We start from the raw sequence: 17,674 nt of genomic DNA on the forward strand, positions 1-17,674 counted from the left end.
GCGCCCCCCTGCCCCAGCGTTCTCGTTACGCCAGCCCGGATGTACCATCCAGCAAGGAGCTGTCCTTGCGCGGCATAGAAGTGGAAATCGGCCTGGTTCTGGGTCAGGACTTACCGCCCGGCCAGGCACCGTATTCCATGGAACAAATCTGGCAGGCGGTCAGCCAGATCTGTGTAGCCGTCGAAATTGTGGAATCCCGCTTTGCGCAGCGTGACACCGTAGGCCGTCTATCCACCCTGGCCGATCTAGCTAGCCACGGTGCGCTGGTCTATCAGCCGCAAGGCGTCGCCGCGCAGGATATGACATTGCTACAACCTGCATGGGCACGCCTGCAAGTGGGGCAGCAACCCTTGCTGCAAGGGCCGAACCAGAATCCGGCGGGTGAGCTGACACGACTGCTCATCTGGCTGGCTAATCAGGGCAGCCACCACCTTGGCGGGCTGCAAAAAGGGCAGGTCATCATTACGGGCACCTGTTTACCCATGCTGTATGCCGCCCCCGGCGACCGAATTCAGGCGGCCATTCAAGGGATCGGCGAGCTGAATTTTATCTGCGCCTAAGATCACATTGCCAGCGTCCGAAACGGCGCTGGTTTTGCCCGACAGAGTCTCTCATCAGGCAGCACAAACTCTGCACTGCTGCTCTAGGAAATGCCGCGTGCAAAGCCGATTTTCCAATAGTGGCTGACCTTGGGAGACAACGACCAGTCGGGTTTAAAAAAACTCATCTAACAGGCAGAAGAAAGCGATGCGCTCGGCATCCATTTCCACGCCGTACAAGGCAAAGAAAGGCGCTAGCCACTCCTTGCCCAAATTGCGCTCTATGCTGCGCGCCGTCAGCGCCAGATCCTGATAACGATCTGCCACGCCCAAACGTCCGCAGTCGATAAAACCGCTGAACTGCCCTTGATGCACCATGAAGTTGGGCAAGCAGGCATCGCCATGGGTGACCACCAGATCTTCTTGTCCTGGGCGGCCGGCATATAGCTCGTCCAGCAGGCTTTGAACCGGCATGCCCTGACGTTCATCGTCAAAATCTTCTTCATCAATGAGGCCGGCTTTCGCCCTGGCACGTGCATCGGCCAACCGATGCTCCAGGCGATGATCGAAGGGGCAGGCTTCAAGTGGCAAGCGGTGCAGGCCTTGCAAGGACGAAGCCAGTAACTCCACGGTTTGCTGGGGAGACAAGCCCTCTGTGCAGGCCAGATCGCGCCCAGGAACAGCACTCATCAGCAGCCAATGGCGGCCCTGCGCCAACAAAGTATCCAGCACCTCTGGGCAAGGCAGACCTTGCGTATGCATCCAGCGCAAGCGCTCAATTTCATCGGGCAGCTCGGCCAAAGGCAGATCGTCTTCTGCCTTCACAAACTGGCAGGAGCCATCCGGCCAGTCCAGACGCCAGACATCAGCCCCGGACTCCCCAATGGTTTGACGTTGTACCTTGGCGGTAGCCAGTCGGGTTTGCCAGGCAAGAGGAAAACTCATACTTAAAAACCTTGCTGAAAACAGTCGATAAAAACGGAGGGAGGGATCAAGCCAAACGAATCAGACCGTGATGCCCATCAGACCTGATACTGCAGGTGAATCAGCGGGTATGGCTTGCCCTGATCATCCACGGGCGAGCGTCCAATACGCTTGAAGCCCATTTTTTCGTAAAAGCCCACCGCTTGCTCATTCTGTTCATTCACATCGGTAGTCATGCTGGGATGCAGGCTCAAGCCATGCAGCACCAAAGCCTTGCCTACGCCCGTTCCCCGGCTGTCCGGGTCCACAAACAAGGCCTGCATATGGCCCTGGTCAATCAGCATGAAAGCCAGCGGGTAATCCGTCTCGTCCACTGCCAGCCATAAACTGGCCTGGGGCAGAAAACTGCAGACCATTGCATCAATTTCCTGACGGTCCTGGACGGATAAAAAATCGTGCGTGGCATCCACAGCCTTGCGCCAGATTTCAACCGCACGTTGCCCGTCCTCCGGGCGCGAATGACGAATCCTCATGGGGCGCATCCTGTTTGTAAAGTGTTAGCTGGCAAGCAAGATCCTGATGTCAGCGGTAGGTATGTCAAGGCTGCAGCCGGGACAAAAACACCGGCCAGATTCAAGACGACAGTCCCTGTGATGCAAAAATCTTTTGATAAATATTCCGCACTACTGCCTGCTTTCGCTGGTTGTAATCCTGCACACTGCCAGCCCCTTCTTTAGCCTGCATTTTGGCCTGGGCATAGCGCTGCAAATCCTCGGGATGCGTACCCAGCCAGTCCCGAAACAGGATATGGCGAATATGTTCAGGGCAATCCGGGCCGAACACATGCAGATTCACACGCGGCTCTTCCTGACGCAGCATGCGGTGCTGATACCAGGAGCGCTCACGTATGCTCAACTCATAACCCAAGGCGTTCAACGCAGGAACATAGTCCTCTTCCTGCTCCGGGTCGTCCACCAGCACATCAATATCAATCACAGGCTTGGCAGGCAGACCGAGCACCGCGGTCGAGCCCACATGCGCAATAGTCAGGGCCTTATTGCCCAGGGCCGCCTGAATTTCCTGACTCAAGCGCTGATACAGCACCGGCCAGTTCGCATCGTAGTCCTGAACCTCGATCAGCTCTGCTTTAGGCTCGCCTGCCACCCAGGGGTTCTCATTGGGGTCGCCCTCCTCGAAGGTAGTGATTTTGCTTAGTGCCGATGCAGACACGGTCCTGTTCTCGCGATTCACACAAATTCTCCTTGATACGACTTTCAACTTTTCCACGTCCACCTCACATGGACTGACCGGCTTTCAAAAGTTGGGCATACACACCGTCCAGCGCAGCCAGTTCCTGATGGCTACCCTGCTCAACCAGCCTGCCCGCCTTGAGCACAAAAATGCGGTCGGCATGACGGACGGTAGACAGGCGGTGCGCAATCGAAATAACGGTACGAGTTTCCGCCATTTTGGCCAAGGCGGCTGACATGGCATTTTCCGTGGTGTTATCCAACGCACTAGTGGCCTCATCCAGCAAGAGAACGGGCGGGTTGCGCAGAATGGTACGAGCCAGAGCCAAGCGCTGTTTTTCGCCCCCGGAAAAACGATACCCTCGCTCGCCCACCGTAGTTTCATACGCCTGCGGCAAGGACATGATGAAGTCATGAATCTGCGCGGTTTTGGCTGCGGCCAGCAGCTCCTCATCACTTGCCTCAGGCCGTGCAAAACGCAAATTCTCCGCAATGCTGGCATTCAACAAAAAGGGCTCCTGATTCACCACGCCCAGCACACTGGCCAACTGCTCGAAACTCATCTGGCGCAGATCAATACCATCAATCGTGATGCTGCCTTGATTCGGGTCGGCCAGACGCGCCAACAAGTAACCCAGGGTAGTTTTACCAGCGCCTGTCGGTCCCACAATCGCCACATGACTGCCCGCAGGAATATCCATATTGATGTCGGACAAGGTAGCGGTCTCGGATTGATAGCGGTAGCTCACTCCTTTGAGCCGCACATGACCTCGCGGTCCCGTAGCCGGGAAAGGACGGGGCTGGGCAGGCTCTGTCAACTCGGGCGGCGTATCCATGTACTCAAAAATCCGGGTGAACAGCGCTCGGGTAGTGCGCAGACGCACCCCACTTTGCAGCAGTTCTTCCAACGGCCACATCAACTGCTCCTGCAAGGCAATCAGGGCAAACAGGGTTCCGATGGTGACCACCATACCCTGGCCGATCAGCCAGCCACCCAGCAACAGCGTCAAAGCGGGCAAGGCACTTAAAAACAGATAGATCAGCGACCATTGCCATTCACCAGCCGTGTGCGCACGCACTTCCAGTCGGGCTACCTCCGAGGAGACCTGTGCAAAGCGCCGCGTCAAAAAACCGCCTTGTGCCAAGGTACGGGACAAAATGATGCCCGGAGCTGACAAGGTTTCTTGCACTGTCGCCGACATATTCGCGTGACCAGCCTGCTGATCATGCGTCAAACGCTCGCGCAGTTCCCCTACCTTATTACTCAGCCAGATCAAGGGCGGCAAGACAGCAAAGGAGAACAGAGCCAAGCGCCAGTCCAACAGCAACATGGCAATGGCCGTGGTGACCACCACGCTCAAGTTACGCGCCAAATCAGTGGCTGTGTTGCTGACCACAGCCTGCAAGCCACCAATATCATTGGCGATACGGGACTGAATTTCACCTGTACGAGTACGAATGAAAAAGCCCAACGACAGGCTTTGCAGATGACGATACAAACCGACCCGCAAATCGTGCATGATGGCCTGCCCGATCTTGGTGGACAAAATGGTTTGCAACACACTGATGCTGGCACCCAAGGCACTGATACCCAGCAGGCCCAGCACCAGCCAAACCAGCAGTCCAAAGTCCTGGTCCGGCAAAGCTGTGTCGATAATCTCGCGCAGCAAAAAAGGAGACACCACGCCAATCACTGCACCAAAGGCAATCAGCAGGGCCACCATAAACAAGCGCATGCGCCAGGGTTTGAACAAACCCAAAATCCGGCCCACGGAGGTATGGCGGGAGGATAGCGTTTTGTAATCAGTATCGATTTCCATCATCAAACTACTTAAGGCAGGCCGACGGATTCAGGCTAAGTCGGCCGGGTTTCCAGAAAAAATAAATGTCGCAAATGCTGTTCGGCCTGGGCAGGGCTCAGATCCGTAAAATCGGTCAACAGCATATTGGCCAAGCCGTCATACATCGCAGATAAGCGCAGTGCCGTGCCCTGGGCATCGGGTACCTGCCAAAAACCTTGCTCCGTGCCCCGACTCAGGTAAGAGGCAAGTTGTTCCAGCATTCTTTTATGCACGCGGGTGGTCACTACGGCCAGGGCTGCATCGGTTTTGGCCAGATCAGTGGCATCAATCCACAAAAACCAATAGATGCGATTGCGCTCTTCGAAGGCCGTCTTCAGGTAATCCTCCATCAGAACCCGAGGGTCTGCAGATTGCGCAGCCTCCCATTCCATGAGCTGATCGAAGATCTCGCCCCAAGCCTCGGCCCGCAATTCGGACCAGCGAAAGTAATGGTTCAACAGTCCACGGCCCACTCCAGCCCGTTCGGTCACCATGCGAGTGGTGGCGGCGCGAACACCAACTTCCATCAGGACCTCAACCGCGGCCTGTCGAATTCGTGTGGCACTGTCTTCTTTTTCACTCATCACCTTCCCTCCCTATTGACACGTTGAGCAAGCGCTCAATATTATGGCATTGAACAAGCGCTCAATCAATAAACATCCATGTCTACGGCTTCTCGAAACTCCTCCATCGACCTGATTCGCACCGCCGCTCTGATCGGTATTTGTGTGGTGAACCTGCCCTATCTGGCACTGAGCGACAGTGGCCCGACAGCCACATCCTCCTCCTATGACCACATGGCTGCCTTCCTGATCGAATTTCTGTTTCAGGGCAAATTCTTCCTGCTGTTCTCGCTGATTTTTGGCTGGGGTATAGAAATCCAGGCACGCTCTGCCCAACGTGCTGGCGTCCCCCTCAGCAGCCGCTACTTCCGTCGCATGCTCGGCCTGGCCGTGCTGGGTTGCTTGCACGCGACGCTGGTTTTTACCGGCGATATCCTGCTGCTTTACTCGGTGCTGGGTGTGCTGATCTGGCCACTACGCAAGCTCTCCCCGCGTGGGTTGATCAAGGTGGCGTTGTTGATGGTGCTGGTAGAAATTGTCAGCCTGGCACTGATCGCTTATCTGCTGGCAGGTAGCGAAGACATAGCCCCGGTGTACTCCCTGGGCGGTGCCTTCTCCGAGGCGACACTGGCACGCATCAGCGAATGGCCGGAGTCCTTTGTTTTCCTGTTTCTGTACCAGGGTCCACTGGCCTTTGGAGCCATGCTGATGGGTTTGGCCGCGGCTAAAAGCAACTTTTTTGAAGCTCATAGCCCTGGGCAACAAAAACTGGGCCGCGCCCTGCCCTGGCTCTTGCCGCTGGCTTTAGCTATCAACTTCTTTGGCGCCAGCATGTCCAACGAACAGAATCTGATGGGCTTGATGGGCCTTTTCAGCATCGCAATCGGTGCGCCTTTATTGTCCACGGTATATCTATACCTGCTATTGCATTGCGGACAATGGTTCAGCCTGCCCAATGTGCTGATCGAAGCTGGCCGCAATTCACTTAGCGCCTATGTCAGCCAAGGCATTCTGGCGGGTCTTGTTTTCAGCAGCTATGGCCTGGATCTGTTTGATTCCTTTGGCAATGCCGCACTGTTATTGATCGCCATTGCTATGGCTCTGCTGGCCATGAGCCTGACAGGTCTGATCGCCCAGCGCTGGGGGCGCGGCCCCTTGGAGGCGGTGCTACGACGCATCACCTACGGGTCCAAACACGCCTGAACCGCCCGCCTTTTAGCTGAACATGAAACCTTGAATTCATATGAGTGAACAAACCGTTTCCAAAGACGCCACCGTCTCTTTTCGTCGCATCAACTCGCAAACCGTCTACGAGGTATGTGAGCTAAGCGAGACCCTCTCTCCCGCACAGCGCAGCATGATTGCCGACAATGGCACCTCCATTGCAGAGGCGCACTTTTCCGAGAATGCCTGGTTCCGTGCCATCTACGCTAATGACACCCTGGTGGGCTTTATCATGCTGCATATCGGTGCCGACCATGACGAAGGCATTCTGTATCCTGGTGCCTTTTTATGGCGCTTCATGATTGCAGCCCCCTTCCAAAATCTGGGTTTCGGGCGCAAAGCAATTTCCCTGCTGATTCATGATCTGAAGTACCAGGGTTACAAGGAAATTCGGCTAGGCTATAGCCGGGGGGAAGGCAGCCCGGAAGCGTTCTACTCGAAACTGGGCTTTGAGCTGACAGGCGGCACCTATGGGGAGCACGAGCTGGAAGCCGTGCTGAAATTTGCTTGATAGCCAAATGGGCAAGGTGCTGAACGATGGCCTTCGCAAACCGTGTACAGCCCTTGTGCAAACCGCATCCTAATCACCAAATAGGCTTAGCGCTGCCCGAACAAATCCGAAATGGCCGTGCGCAACCAGCGCACGCCTTCGTCCTGTCGACTGCGCTCATGCCAATGTACGCGCACATCAAAGCTGGGCAGAGCCAGCGGCGTAGGCACAATGCACAAGGCGGCAGGGTCCTGGAAAGACAGGACGGCCACATTGGGCACGGTCAGCAAATAATTACTGTTAACCAGAATCTGCTCCGCAGCCAGATAGTGGGGAATCGTCAGGCTGATATTGCGCCGCATATCCAGGGAGCGCAGGGCGTTTTCCACCAGAGAATGCCCGCTGCTGGTGGCATCAATGGCCAGATGATCAGCCGCCACAAAGGCTTCCAGATCCAGCTCATTTCTGGCCAGGGGATGGCCTTTGCGCATGGCTGTCACATAACGCTCGTGGCGGAACACGCGCGAATGCACTCGCCCTTTAATCATGGGCAAAGAGCCAATCGCCAGATCAATCTCGCCCGAACTCAAACCGCTTTCCAGCGATTCCCAGCCCAGATTCTTGATGACCAGGCGAATACCTGGCGCGTGTTTGGCGACAAAATTGTTCAGCCCCGGCAAAAAAACCAGTTGGCCGATATCCGTCATATGGACCTTGAAAACACGCGTAGACTGAGCAGGATTGAAGCCTTGGGTTTGCGTCAAGGCAATGCCCACTTCTTCCAGCAACGGTTGCAGTTTTTCGCGCAGTGCAATGGCGATCTGCGTGGGTGCCACACCATAGCGCGCCCGTACAAACAAAGGATCACCCAGCGCCTGTCGCCAACGTTGCACCATCAGGGAAATAGCCGACTGGCTGATCCCGATACGCAGCGCGGCCTGACTCAGGTTCTGACATTCGCAGATCAGGCAGAAAGCATGCAGCTCGGCCAGCGTCCAGTTATATGTTTTGTAAATATCAGATAGCACGCTGACACCACCTCAAGTCGTTTTTTGCTCTCTATTATGTGTGTTGGAAATAGTACAACGACAAGATAAATTGCCACTACGTCCCAACAAAACCAGGAGGAAAGCCCCATGAGTAAAAATGAAATCACGTGGTCCAACGGTCAATGGAACAGCACCAGCGCACCTTTGATTGGCGCGACCGACCATGCGTTCTGGATGGCCACCACGGTCTTTGACGGTGCCCGTTCTATTCAAGGCCATACTCCGGATCTGGACCTGCACTGCGAGCGCTTGAACCGTTCTGCCCTCACCCTGGGCATGGAGCCCGTGATGACGCCGCAGCAAACCGTGGACCTGGTGCGCGAGGGCCTGAAAAAGCTGCCTCACACTACGGACTACTACATCAAGCTACTGTATTTCGCACCCGGCGGCTTCTTGTTGCCCGACCCGGCCACCACCCAACTGGCAATTCATATTTTTGAATCCCCACTGCCTGCTGACAGCGGCTTTAGCGCGACCTTCAGCGAATTCCTGCGCCCTGATCCGTCCATGGCACCTACCGATGCCAAAGCCTCCTGCCTGTATCCCAACACCCAGCGTATTTTGCGTGATGCCAGCGCACGCGGTTTTGACAACGCCATCGTGCTGGACTCCAAGGGCAAGGTGGCCGAGTTTGCTGTTGCCAATCTGTGGATTGTGCGTGACGGCGTCGCCCTGACCCCGGCGCTGAACGGCACCTTCCTGAACGGCATTACCCGCCAGCGTGTCATGCAGCTGCTGCGCGACGACGGAATTGAGGTACGTGAAGCCAGCCTGACACCACAAGACGTACTGGATGCCGATGAAGTATTTAGCACCGGCAATAACGGCAAGGTCCTGCACTGCAATCGCATTGACGATCGCCACTACGCCCGCGGCCCGATTGAAACCCGTGCTCACGAGCTGTACATGGCCTATACCAAGCGCAACTAAGTCTCAGAAAGTAGCCAACAGCATGGTTGGAAATGGGCCATGTGCCCAATAGAAAAACGGCTCATGCATGAGCCGTTTTTGTTTTTACATCTCGGCAGAAACCGAACTATCGCCCTGCCCCAAATCCGGTGTTTGAGCCCCCTCTGCCTGCGCCTGCGCCTGCTTCATCTGATTGAGCAAGCTATGCAGCATCTCTGTAGACAGACCGTGCAGCACCAAACGGTAGCCTGCTCGCAAGGTCGACATGGGCACCAAGGGGTGACCATTGTTCACCAGAATCAAATGCTCGGGTGCCTGCAAAATCTTGGCCGCGTAAATCCCGATAGTCTCGTCCAGCTGCAGGGAATTGGCCGCACGCCAGAAGTCGTTATCAGTCAGCAGCAACTGGTACAGGGGCGTGAACAGTTCGATGGCGCTTTGCAGATCCATCTTGTTCAGCGAGCCTTGCGGCATATCGTCCAGCGCCAAAGGCACGGGCTGGATCATGGAGAAATCCACGCGTTTCGGCGGGCCGATTTCCTGATTATTGTCCCGCAAGGTCTGATTGAGCCGGATCACGAAATTGAACAGATTCAAATCGTGCTTCACAAAGGTGTGATCGCGCAATTCGTCGATGTTCATGGGGGTGAGCGGCGTGGTCGGCACCTTGGTGGGCGAATTGGCCGCGATAAAAGCCAGCACCTGTGATCCCAAATGGAAGTGACGCAGAATCAGCCAGTTGGCCTGTGGCGAGACAAAGCGCTTCAGCCCCCACACCAGAATGCGATGCAGCAGGCCCGAATGTGACCATTTGCGCGGCAAAAAGGTTTTAACGACCTGAATCACAATAATCATCAGGCGCGCCAATGGCCGCAGGAATGGCAGCAGGTACTGGCGTGACGACGAGCTGGAGTCGGCCAGCCAGGCCTGCTTCACTTCATCAGGCAGGGGCGTGCTGCGATCCAGATACAAGGCCCGCCAAGGATTGGGGTCCTGCGGGTCATGCGGCTTGCTTAAAAAATCCGGGATTTGATCCATGACTTAAAACTCTTTCGCGTATTGGAACTGCATCAGGTACAGGGCGGCGGTACGACGCGCGGTTTCAATAATAATCTGCTCGGCGCGACCTGTTTCATCACAATCCAGAGCCAGTTCAACGGCTACCAGCCAGCGAGCCAGATGATGCTCGTCGTTCATGCCATGGTAGTGCAGGAAACGGTACATATTCGGTTCCAGCGACAGCGAGGATTTCAGCAAAGGCAACAAGGCCGGAACAATACGCTGGCCGGTGCCTTCAATAATATAAATCGCCCCCAGCAAACCAATCGGGTCCTGGCTGGCGGCCAAGGCATGCAGGTAAGCGTTCAGGGCCTGACCGCCGGGGTTACGGCTCAACTGCTCGATCTCGGTCGCGGTGCCACCAGCGTGCTGATAGTCCTCGAACAGTATCTTGAAGTCATCCTGCTCTTCGCCGGCGTGTAAGCGAATCAGCTCGGCCAGCGGGGCATAGGTGGGCGACAGAGAATCGCACGCTTCACGCATCCACTTGGCCCCTTCACGTACCTGGGGAATCCAGTCCGCCATCCACTTTTGATAATCCTGCATGCGGATCGAGCCGTCGTGCAGGCTGCGCAGCAAGGGCGTACGCCACACTTGGGAGCGATAGTCGTGCCAGATGGGGGCCAATTGCGTCAGCAGATCGCGCAAACCTTGCGGGGCGGTGGCCGGGTCATGCGGAGGGGCAATATCCACCTGATCCGAGGACGTGGCTGGCGCTTGTTTGGCCGCAGGATAAGACACAGCCGGGGCCGGTGCATCGCAGGCTTCTACTTCCAGCAACATATAGGCCGTCATGAAGCGGCCCGACTCGGGCACGTAGCACAGGATTTGCTCGCCGGGCGTCAAGGTCCGGTCGCGCATGAACTCGGCCAGCATGATCAGAATAGATGCTGCGCCCGTATTGCCGCGCCAGCGCAGATTGCTGTACCAGCGCTCGGCAGGAATGCCCAGGCCAGCCTGTTCCAGCAAATCTGCCACCACGGGGATGAATTTTTCGGAGGAGTAATGGCACAGGAAATGGCTGATGCGCTCGGGGTCTACCCAGCCATCACGCACCAGTTTTACGTATTCGTGTATGCCGATGTCGAACAGATGCGGCAGCAGGCGAATGTCCTGGCGCAGGGACAAGGCACCATCTTGCTCGGCCTCGGCCCAGGAATCGTAATCCAGATGGCTGCGAGTGGAATCACGCGTTGCTCCCAGCTGCATGCAAACCGGGTAATCACCCGAGAAGGATTTTTGATGAATCCAGCGCAGGCGCAGGCGGACTCCGGGCTGCGTTGTGGGCAGAACCTGATCTTGATGACTTAACAAGGCCGCGCCCGCACCATCGGACAACATCCAGCGCAGGAAGTGTGAGTCAAAGTCCGCCTGATAGCCTTGCGAGGCAAAGCGCGATCGGCGGAACAAGCGCGATGGCATTTCACTGGCCACGGCCATGCCGTGACGGTGCGCACCCAGCTCGATCCCCTGGGCAACGGCCTGCAAGGCGGTCACGCCAGCGGCGCAAATTCCGTGGACCGAATGCACCTCCAGGGGAGGAGCGGCCAACTCACCTTGAATGGCATTGGCAAAGCCGGGCATCAACAAATCCCCGCCCGAGGAGCCGCTGGCCAGCAAGCTCACATCCGCCATGCTCAAACCCGCCTGCTCCAGGCACGCACGCACGGCATTGGCGGCCATGGCCGTATTGCTCCAGCGCGTGCTGCCATCTTCACCAATGGCGTAGTAGCGCTGCTGAATACCGTTCTCGGCCAGAATGCGCTGCTTGATGCGCCCCGAAATACGATTCAAGGGGGCAATAAAGTTATCCATTGCGGTGTTATCGACCGGCTCTCCGGGCATAAACCACTGGGCCTGATGGATAACAACGTGCTCAAAGGCCACGGGCATAGAAATACTCCTGATTACACGGAATCACGCCGACGCTCCGTCTGGCCCACGGCGTTCAAGGATTGACTGCGGTAGCGGGGCATGAACAAGCCCAGCACAAAAACACGCAGCATATAAGGCACCAGCCCCCCTTCGTTCAAGGCGTCCGGGGTGCGGGCTCGGTATTCGGTGTCGTGCAGCCGGGTCAGCTCGGACCAGTGCGTACACGAATGCTCATGATGGGCCACATGCAGGCCGATATTAAAAAGCAAGGGATTGACCAGGCCCTCGAAATTGCGGGCATAGGCTAGCTGCTCGCCATGACGGCCCTCGTGACTGCCATCAGCATGGGCATGTTGCAGATAATTCGTGGTCAGCAGCCAGTGCAAACCGTGCAGCTGCGGCAGGATCACGTACAAAAAGCCTTTTACCGGGTCCAGCGCCAGGGCCAGCGCCCAGCTTCCCAGCCACACGCCGTACTGCGCCATGCAATAGGCCCAGACGCCCGGCCAATGACGGCGCAGGCTACCCAGCCAGCCAAAAATCATGGGGTACAGCGCAGGTACGGCCTCAAAGGGGTGCATCAACCAGCCCAGCGTGTCGTTGGTGTCACCCCGCCAGAAACGGTAAGTGCGGGCCACATCTTTTTCACCATGTTTATAGCGATGGTGATTGCGCCCATGTGCAGGCCAGAACACGCAAGCGGGGTGGCCTTGTACCAGGGTCAGCCAGAAGTCCGTCAAGCGGTTGGGGATACGCCCCCGCCACATGCGCAGATGATGATGGTTATGGTTGATGACGCCAACGCCCAGCGTCAGGAACAGCAGCAAGCCATACAGAATCCAGGAGAAGCCGCCCCGCCACAGCACGACCACCAGCACAGGATAGGCAATCAGGTACAGCAGGCTTTGCCAATCGCGCGGCTGACGCAAACGCCACGCAGCGCTCATCCCCGCGCCTCCTCGGGGCGATCGGGCAAGCGGGTGCCAAACAGGCGATCCATAAAGCTGAATTGAAAACCGTAATTGCCGTTGTACTGCGCGTGATGGCGCTGGTGACGACGGCTGGCCGCCAGCCAATGGCGGCTGGAAACATTGGGGAAAAAGTCGTAATTGGAGTGGCCGATACTGTTGAAAAACAGGCTGAACAAGGGCACGGACAAAAGCGACCAGAAACTGAAGTCATGCACGACCATGGGCAGCAAAATCACATTGCCCAGCATGATCGACTCCAGCGGGTGGAAACTGTAGGTGGAGAACGGCGTCACCACAACGGAAGAATGGTGCGGGCCGTGATAACGGCGCAACCAGCGGGTATGCAAGAGACGGTGATTGATCCAGAAGTGCACGTCGTTCCAGATCACCAGAGCCAGAATTTCCAGAGCAATGCGGGTCGCGCTGGCATTAGGCGTCAAATGCGCCCAGCCTAGCTGCAAAAAGCCCCAGGGAAAAATCATGCCGGTGCCAAAAATCAGAATGGCCGTGCCGGATTGCTTCAGTTCCCGGCGCAGTTGGCCAGGACGCAAAGGGCGCGTGTCCAGGGGGCGTCCCCAACCCAAGGCAGGTAAAAGCCAATGTGTCAGCGCCAAGGTGCCCAGTGCAAACAGCACGTAAATGCCGCCGAAGAACAATAAGCCCACGCCCATTACCTGCCAGACGCTCAAGGCCTGAAAAGCCTGCCCCATTCCACTCTCTACGTAACAAAGTGCGCTAATGCTAGCGCGGTCAGGAAGATTACGTTTGTTAATTTGGTTACTAATTGCTCACATTCGTCCAGCCCGCCCAAGCAATACAGTTTTGCAATAGCGGGGTTTCGCCCCTATCCTTGAAGGCATGCGCTTTCAAACGGAACCCATGCCATGAAAAAGGTCGCCAGCATCCTCAGTCCATGCCCCTCTTTGGCGGGTGACGATGGTCTGGCGGCGCGTACCTTGTTCAGCCATCAGGACCACGCGGACCGGCACAGCCCCTTTCTGCGCTTGAATTATGCCGCCCCCACTCCCTACCCGGCCCGTAGCCGTCGGCACAAGGTGCATGGCTCCCCGCAACGCGGCTTTGAAACCGTCACGCTGGTGTATCAGGGCGAGCTGGAGCATCGCGACTCCAGCGGTCATAGCGGCGCTCTGGGTCCGGGCGATGTGCAATGGCTAAGTGCGGCCTCCGGCCTGCTGTCTCAGGCCAGCCACTCCGAGCCGTTCGCCCGTCAGGGTGGTACCTGGGAAATGGTGCAGCTATGGATCAACCTGCCTGCTTGTGCGAAAACTCTGCCACCCAGCCAGCAGTCTCTGCCCAGCGCAGACATTCCCGCTCTGGCCCTGCCCGATCAGGCCGGACAGATACGAGTGATTGCCGGGCAATACCGGGAGCAGCCCGGCGCGGCCCGGCATCACAGCCCGCTCCTGTTGTGGGACATACAGATCAAGGCCGGGCATCAAGCCTGTTTTCAGGTGCCCGAGGGCTGGAACACCAGCTTGCTGGTGCGAAGCGGCGAAGTACAAGTGAACCAGCAAACGCGAGTGCGCCCCGCTCAGGTCGTGTTGCTAAGCCTGGAAGGCCAGACTATCCGGCTGAACGCCCAAAGCGACACCCAGCTACTGTTGCTGGGCGGCGAGCCCATTGATGAGCCCGTTTTGACCTACGGCTCTTTTGTGATGAATACACAACAGGAAATTACCCAGGCAATTGCCGACTTTGATCAGGGCCGGTTTGGCTGCCTGGGCTGAGCTTTCCCTCTGCTATTTCCAAGCTGCCACGCGCCCCGATGGCGGCCCCTGCCACCCCAACCTGACCATCCATCATCACAGCACACTTGCATTGAGCCAGCCCGCATACGATATACTGAACCGTCATCGACTTCCCTTAGACACTATGAGACGCTGGTTCGTCGTCGTCTTGCTTCTTATTCTTCCCCTACAGGCTTACAGCTCCCACTACCACGCAACCGTGCAAGGTGGTCAATCGGCTTTATTCGCTCAACACGAATCCGATGCAGCCGAGTCTGCGGAACGCCGTGTCTCATCCGCCAATCATCCTTTGCATCAGCTCAGCGCCATTTTGGCGCACACGCCCATGCAACAGTACGCCGATCACGCGGATACCCCCTTGCCCTGCCCGGTTCAGTCTTTCTGGCTGCATGCCTGGCCATCGGCTTGTCCGACCTATTCCCTGCCAGCAATTTGCTGCGAATTTGCCCCGGAGCACCGCCCGCCCCGCGTCTGACGCCTGACGCGCCGCGGCGCCCTGCTTCTTTGCTTTTTTGCACTTATTTATCTGTCTAACAGGACAACATCATGGAATGGCTACTCGATCCCAGCATCTGGGTCGGCTTACTAACTCTGGTGGTGCTGGAGATTGTTCTCGGCATCGACAACCTGATCTTTATCGCGATTCTGGCCGATAAACTTCCCCCGCATCAGCGCGACCGTGCTCGCCTGATCGGCCTGTCGCTGGCGCTGATCATGCGCCTGGGTCTGCTTACTATCGTCTCCTGGCTGGTCACCCTGACCACGCCACTGTTCTCCATTGGCCCGCTCAGCTTCTCCGGGCGCGACCTGATCCTGCTGCTGGGCGGTCTGTTCCTGCTGTTCAAGGCCACCAGCGAACTGCATGAGCGTCTGGAAGGTGGCGATCATCACTCCAGCACCAACAAGGCCTATGCCAGCTTTGGTGTCGTGGTAGCCCAAATTGTGGTGCTGGATGCCGTGTTCTCGCTGGACGCGGTGATTACTGCCGTGGGGATGGTGGATCAACTGCCCGTCATGATGGCAGCCGTCATTATCTCGATTGCGCTGATGATCTGGGCTTCCAAGCCACTGACCACTTTCGTGAACAACCACCCCACCGTGGTGGTGCTGTGCTTAAGCTTCTTGCTGATGATTGGTCTGACGCTGACCGCCGAAGGCCTGGGCTTCAAGATCCCCAAGGGCTATCTGTACGCGGCTATTGGTTTCTCCATCCTGATCGAGTTCTTCAACCAGATTGCCCGCCGCAGCCTGCAGCGCTCGCAGTCACGCCGTCCTTTGCGTGACCGTACCGCGGAAGCCGTACTGCGCATGCTGAGCAACCGCAAGAATGAAGACAAGGACGACAACGGCAACGATGGTCAGCTGGAACTGGACAAGCAGGCTTTCCGCACCGAAGAACGCAATATGGTCAGCGGTGTGCTCAGCCTGGCCGAACGCCCGATTCGCTCCTTGATGACGCCTCGTCAGGAAATTACCTGGCTCAATATCGAGGACTCCGCCGATACCTTGCGCCAGCAACTGCGCTCCACCCCACACAGCTTCTTGCCGGTGTGCCAGGGCGATCTGGACCAGGTGGTGGGTGTGGCTCGCGCCAAGGATTTGCTGGCCGATCTGGACGACTACCCGCAAGTCAAACTGTGGCCGGATCTGCGTGAACCCATCATCGTTCACGAACACACCGATGTACTCAGCGCGATTGCCATGTTGAAGCAGTCCAATGGCCAGTTCGTGCTGGTAACGGACGAGTACGGCGCGATTGAAGGCCTGCTGACCCCCATCGACATTCTGGAGGCCATTGCCGGCGAGTTCCCCGACGAGGACGAACAACCCGCCATTCAGCAGATTGGCCCCAACCTGTGGCAAGTGGATGGCAGCATAGACCTGCTCTTGCTGGCCCAAGCCGTGGAAGCGGACGACCTGCTTTTGAAAGACAGCAGCTTCAATTCCGTGGCCGGTTTCCTGCTGGAGCGTCTGGACTCCCTGCCCACGGTAGGGACGGTCGTTGAAGCAGACGGCTTGCGCTTCGAGATTACCGAAGTCAGCCAGCGTCGTATTGCAACGGTGCACGTCAGCCGCTTGCAGGAACCCGAGCAGACACAGGAGTAAGAAAAAGCCCGCTGCAAAGCGGGCTTTTTTCAATCAAGCACGACTCAAAAGCGCGATTCCGCCAGGCAAGCGCGTCACCGCCACGCCATATAACTGCTGCAAAATGTCCAGCGCCTCAGGCAAGTTATCCAGACTGACGGCAAAGCTGACCAAGACAGGGCCTAACGTGGCGTCTCGCAAAATCAGATGTCCTGACCAATAGCGGTTCAGCTCGGCCAGCACCTGCGACAAAGGCTGCTCATGAAAAGTCAGACGGCCCTGACGCCAGGACGGGAAATCCTCCGCCGCAACTGTCTGCACCGAGCTGATCGCATGGCGACCGTAAACAAGTTGCTCACCGGCAGCCAGCCGATATCCCTGTCCACCAAAATCCACCTGCGCACTGCCGGACAAACAGGTGACTTCGGTTTTGCCATCCAGATAGCGGATATTGGTACGGCCATTAAAGGTCTGAATGGAGCCAGCACCCGCAAACACCGTACACACCGAGGCCGAGCGCTCGGACTGTCGCACTTCCACTTCCCCATCCAGCAAAGCCACAATTCGACCCAGATGCGGGTCGTCACCGACGTTCAGGCGACTGCGCGTATTCATATCCAGCCAGACATGGTCCAGCAACTGCACGCGCCGCTGCTCGCCCGCACCCGTGCGATAGTCAGCACGCAAATCAGCCAAGGAAGGCCACAACTGCATAGGAGGCTTGGCGACCAGATACAGGCCACCACCCAGCAGCAAACCGCCCAGCAAGGCGCGACGCAAAGGCTGGTGGCCACGTTTTTTCATCAACTTGGCTTCGCGCAGCCAATCTTCACGATCTTGGGGCATGGCATCCCACATTTCGCGCGCGTGCGCAAAAGCGGATGCATGAGAAGGACTGCGCCCACACCAGCGGCGCAGCTCCCGAGCCTGACGAGAGGTCAGCGAGGACGTTTTCAGGCGGCTGACCCAGGCTCGTGCCTCCTTGTGCAAGGTGTCTTCATCCAGATTCAAGGCATTAGCAGGGTTCATCAACAATCAATTCAAAAAGCACTACACAGGGACTGACAAACGCAATCCAAAACGTTTTATCCATCCGTTTAAACGGATAAAAACGAGAACTCAAAAG

General features: G+C 57.1%; 18 protein-coding genes. 7 read left to right on the plus strand and 11 right to left on the minus strand.

Annotation, left to right across the window (positions count from 1 at the left end):
• Positions 1–560: fumarylacetoacetate hydrolase family protein (locus tag ACLPGZ_RS16620; protein ID WP_429641687.1), on the plus strand; the 560-nt coding region annotated here is incomplete at its 5' end.
• Between the two features lie 153 nt (positions 561–713).
• Here the strand turns inward: ACLPGZ_RS16620 and ACLPGZ_RS16625 are convergent.
• From ACLPGZ_RS16625 to ACLPGZ_RS16645, 5 genes are all read right to left on the minus strand, one after another.
• On the minus strand, positions 714–1,484 hold the full coding sequence (locus tag ACLPGZ_RS16625; protein WP_239055027.1) for an APH(3')-II family aminoglycoside O-phosphotransferase: 771 nt from the start codon (positions 1,482–1,484) through the stop codon (positions 714–716).
• 77 nt (positions 1,485–1,561) lie between these two features.
• A complete protein-coding gene (locus ACLPGZ_RS16630; protein WP_239055026.1) occupies positions 1,562–1,996 on the minus strand; it encodes an acetyltransferase in 435 nt (144 codons plus the stop codon).
• Between the two features lie 100 nt (positions 1,997–2,096).
• Positions 2,097–2,714 (minus strand): GrpB family protein, encoded by a 618-nt coding sequence (locus ACLPGZ_RS16635; RefSeq protein WP_239055025.1) that lies wholly within the window; start codon positions 2,712–2,714, stop codon positions 2,097–2,099.
• Positions 2,715–2,757: 43 nt separating this feature from the next.
• Positions 2,758–4,533, minus strand: coding sequence for an ABC transporter ATP-binding protein (locus ACLPGZ_RS16640; RefSeq protein ID WP_239055024.1), 1,776 nt, complete (start codon positions 4,531–4,533; stop codon positions 2,758–2,760).
• Positions 4,534–4,568: 35 nt separating this feature from the next.
• Complete coding sequence (locus tag ACLPGZ_RS16645; protein WP_035268401.1) at positions 4,569–5,138, minus strand: TetR/AcrR family transcriptional regulator; 570 nt, start codon at positions 5,136–5,138, stop codon at positions 4,569–4,571.
• Between the two features lie 78 nt (positions 5,139–5,216).
• On the opposite strand from ACLPGZ_RS16645, the gene ACLPGZ_RS16650 reads away from it, so the two are divergent.
• Together ACLPGZ_RS16650 and ACLPGZ_RS16655 are read left to right on the plus strand one after the other, a co-directional pair.
• Positions 5,217–6,320, plus strand: coding sequence for a DUF418 domain-containing protein (locus ACLPGZ_RS16650; RefSeq protein ID WP_429641689.1), 1,104 nt, complete (start codon positions 5,217–5,219; stop codon positions 6,318–6,320).
• A gap of 40 nt (positions 6,321–6,360) precedes the next feature.
• A complete protein-coding gene (locus tag ACLPGZ_RS16655) occupies positions 6,361–6,852 on the plus strand; it encodes a GNAT family N-acetyltransferase (RefSeq protein ID WP_239055022.1) in 492 nt (163 codons plus the stop codon).
• Positions 6,853–6,938: 86 nt separating this feature from the next.
• Here ACLPGZ_RS16655 and ACLPGZ_RS16660 read toward each other — a convergent pair whose 3' ends face one another.
• On the minus strand, positions 6,939–7,859 hold the full coding sequence (locus tag ACLPGZ_RS16660) for a LysR family transcriptional regulator (RefSeq protein WP_060186133.1): 921 nt from the start codon (positions 7,857–7,859) through the stop codon (positions 6,939–6,941).
• Positions 7,860–7,967: 108 nt separating this feature from the next.
• Here ACLPGZ_RS16660 and ACLPGZ_RS16665 point away from each other — a divergent pair, with 108 nt between their 5' ends.
• Positions 7,968–8,810: a branched-chain amino acid aminotransferase gene (locus ACLPGZ_RS16665; protein WP_226349586.1), complete on the plus strand. Its 843-nt coding sequence runs from the start codon at positions 7,968–7,970 to the stop codon at positions 8,808–8,810.
• A gap of 84 nt (positions 8,811–8,894) precedes the next feature.
• On the opposite strand, the gene ACLPGZ_RS16670 is transcribed toward ACLPGZ_RS16665, so the two are convergent.
• The 4 genes from ACLPGZ_RS16670 to ACLPGZ_RS16685 are packed head-to-tail and all read right to left on the minus strand — an operon-like array spanning position 8,895 to position 13,404.
• Positions 8,895–9,827, minus strand: coding sequence for a DUF6999 family protein (locus ACLPGZ_RS16670; protein ID WP_239055021.1), 933 nt, complete (start codon positions 9,825–9,827; stop codon positions 8,895–8,897).
• 3 nt (positions 9,828–9,830) lie between these two features.
• Complete coding sequence (locus ACLPGZ_RS16675) at positions 9,831–11,741, minus strand: beta-ketoacyl-ACP synthase III (RefSeq protein WP_203145178.1); 1,911 nt, start codon at positions 11,739–11,741, stop codon at positions 9,831–9,833.
• A 14-nt stretch (positions 11,742–11,755) separates the two neighbouring features.
• Positions 11,756–12,670, minus strand: a complete 915-nt coding sequence (locus ACLPGZ_RS16680; RefSeq protein ID WP_060186129.1) for a fatty acid desaturase — start codon at positions 12,668–12,670, stop codon at positions 11,756–11,758.
• Entirely contained in the window at positions 12,667–13,404 is a 738-nt protein-coding gene (locus tag ACLPGZ_RS16685) for a sterol desaturase family protein (RefSeq protein WP_153228870.1), read from the minus strand. Before ACLPGZ_RS16685 ends, ACLPGZ_RS16680 begins: the two co-directional genes overlap by 4 nt.
• A gap of 174 nt (positions 13,405–13,578) precedes the next feature.
• Between ACLPGZ_RS16685 and ACLPGZ_RS16690 the strand changes: the two genes are divergently transcribed.
• The 3 genes from ACLPGZ_RS16690 (at position 13,579) to ACLPGZ_RS16700 (ending at position 16,569) form a co-directional block, all read left to right on the plus strand.
• The gene (locus ACLPGZ_RS16690; protein WP_239055020.1) at positions 13,579–14,442 is read left to right on the plus strand and encodes a pirin family protein; all 864 of its coding nucleotides are present in this window, start codon (positions 13,579–13,581) and stop codon (positions 14,440–14,442) included.
• A gap of 145 nt (positions 14,443–14,587) precedes the next feature.
• Positions 14,588–14,938, plus strand: coding sequence for a hypothetical protein (locus ACLPGZ_RS16695; RefSeq protein WP_035268424.1), 351 nt, complete (start codon positions 14,588–14,590; stop codon positions 14,936–14,938).
• 71 nt (positions 14,939–15,009) lie between these two features.
• A complete protein-coding gene (locus ACLPGZ_RS16700) occupies positions 15,010–16,569 on the plus strand; it encodes a TerC family protein (RefSeq protein ID WP_115635307.1) in 1,560 nt (519 codons plus the stop codon).
• A gap of 33 nt (positions 16,570–16,602) precedes the next feature.
• On the opposite strand, the gene ACLPGZ_RS16705 is transcribed toward ACLPGZ_RS16700, so the two are convergent.
• Positions 16,603–17,577, minus strand: coding sequence for a FecR family protein (locus ACLPGZ_RS16705; protein WP_060186126.1), 975 nt, complete (start codon positions 17,575–17,577; stop codon positions 16,603–16,605).
• Positions 17,578–17,674: the final 97 nt, after the last annotated feature.

The organism is Alcaligenes sp. Me129 (assembly GCF_050487245.1).
GTDB classification, from domain to species: Bacteria; Pseudomonadota; Gammaproteobacteria; order Burkholderiales; family Burkholderiaceae_B; genus Alcaligenes; species Alcaligenes phenolicus.

Bases quoted from the DNA above. Each gene is read 5' to 3' on its own strand.
- ACLPGZ_RS16625 (WP_239055027.1), bottom strand. From the start codon at position 1,484: ATGAGTTTTCCTCTTGCCTGGCAAACCCGACTGGCTACCGCCAAGGTA.
- ACLPGZ_RS16630 (WP_239055026.1), bottom strand. From the start codon at position 1,996: ATGAGGATTCGTCATTCGCGCCCGGAGGACGGGCAACGTGCGGTTGAA.
- ACLPGZ_RS16640 (WP_239055024.1), bottom strand. From the start codon at position 4,533: ATGGAAATCGATACTGATTACAAAACGCTATCCTCCCGCCATACCTCC.
- ACLPGZ_RS16645 (WP_035268401.1), bottom strand. From the start codon at position 5,138: ATGAGTGAAAAAGAAGACAGTGCCACACGAATTCGACAGGCCGCGGTT.
- ACLPGZ_RS16650 (WP_429641689.1), top strand. From the start codon at position 5,217: ATGTCTACGGCTTCTCGAAACTCCTCCATCGACCTGATTCGCACCGCC.
- ACLPGZ_RS16655 (WP_239055022.1), top strand. From the start codon at position 6,361: ATGAGTGAACAAACCGTTTCCAAAGACGCCACCGTCTCTTTTCGTCGC.
- ACLPGZ_RS16665 (WP_226349586.1), top strand. From the start codon at position 7,968: ATGAGTAAAAATGAAATCACGTGGTCCAACGGTCAATGGAACAGCACC.
- ACLPGZ_RS16670 (WP_239055021.1), bottom strand. From the start codon at position 9,827: ATGGATCAAATCCCGGATTTTTTAAGCAAGCCGCATGACCCGCAGGAC.
- ACLPGZ_RS16675 (WP_203145178.1), bottom strand. From the start codon at position 11,741: ATGCCCGTGGCCTTTGAGCACGTTGTTATCCATCAGGCCCAGTGGTTT.
- ACLPGZ_RS16680 (WP_060186129.1), bottom strand. From the start codon at position 12,670: ATGAGCGCTGCGTGGCGTTTGCGTCAGCCGCGCGATTGGCAAAGCCTG.
- ACLPGZ_RS16685 (WP_153228870.1), bottom strand. From the start codon at position 13,404: ATGGGGCAGGCTTTTCAGGCCTTGAGCGTCTGGCAGGTAATGGGCGTG.
- ACLPGZ_RS16690 (WP_239055020.1), top strand. From the start codon at position 13,579: ATGAAAAAGGTCGCCAGCATCCTCAGTCCATGCCCCTCTTTGGCGGGT.
- ACLPGZ_RS16695 (WP_035268424.1), top strand. From the start codon at position 14,588: ATGAGACGCTGGTTCGTCGTCGTCTTGCTTCTTATTCTTCCCCTACAG.
- ACLPGZ_RS16700 (WP_115635307.1), top strand. From the start codon at position 15,010: ATGGAATGGCTACTCGATCCCAGCATCTGGGTCGGCTTACTAACTCTG.
- ACLPGZ_RS16705 (WP_060186126.1), bottom strand. From the start codon at position 17,577: ATGAACCCTGCTAATGCCTTGAATCTGGATGAAGACACCTTGCACAAG.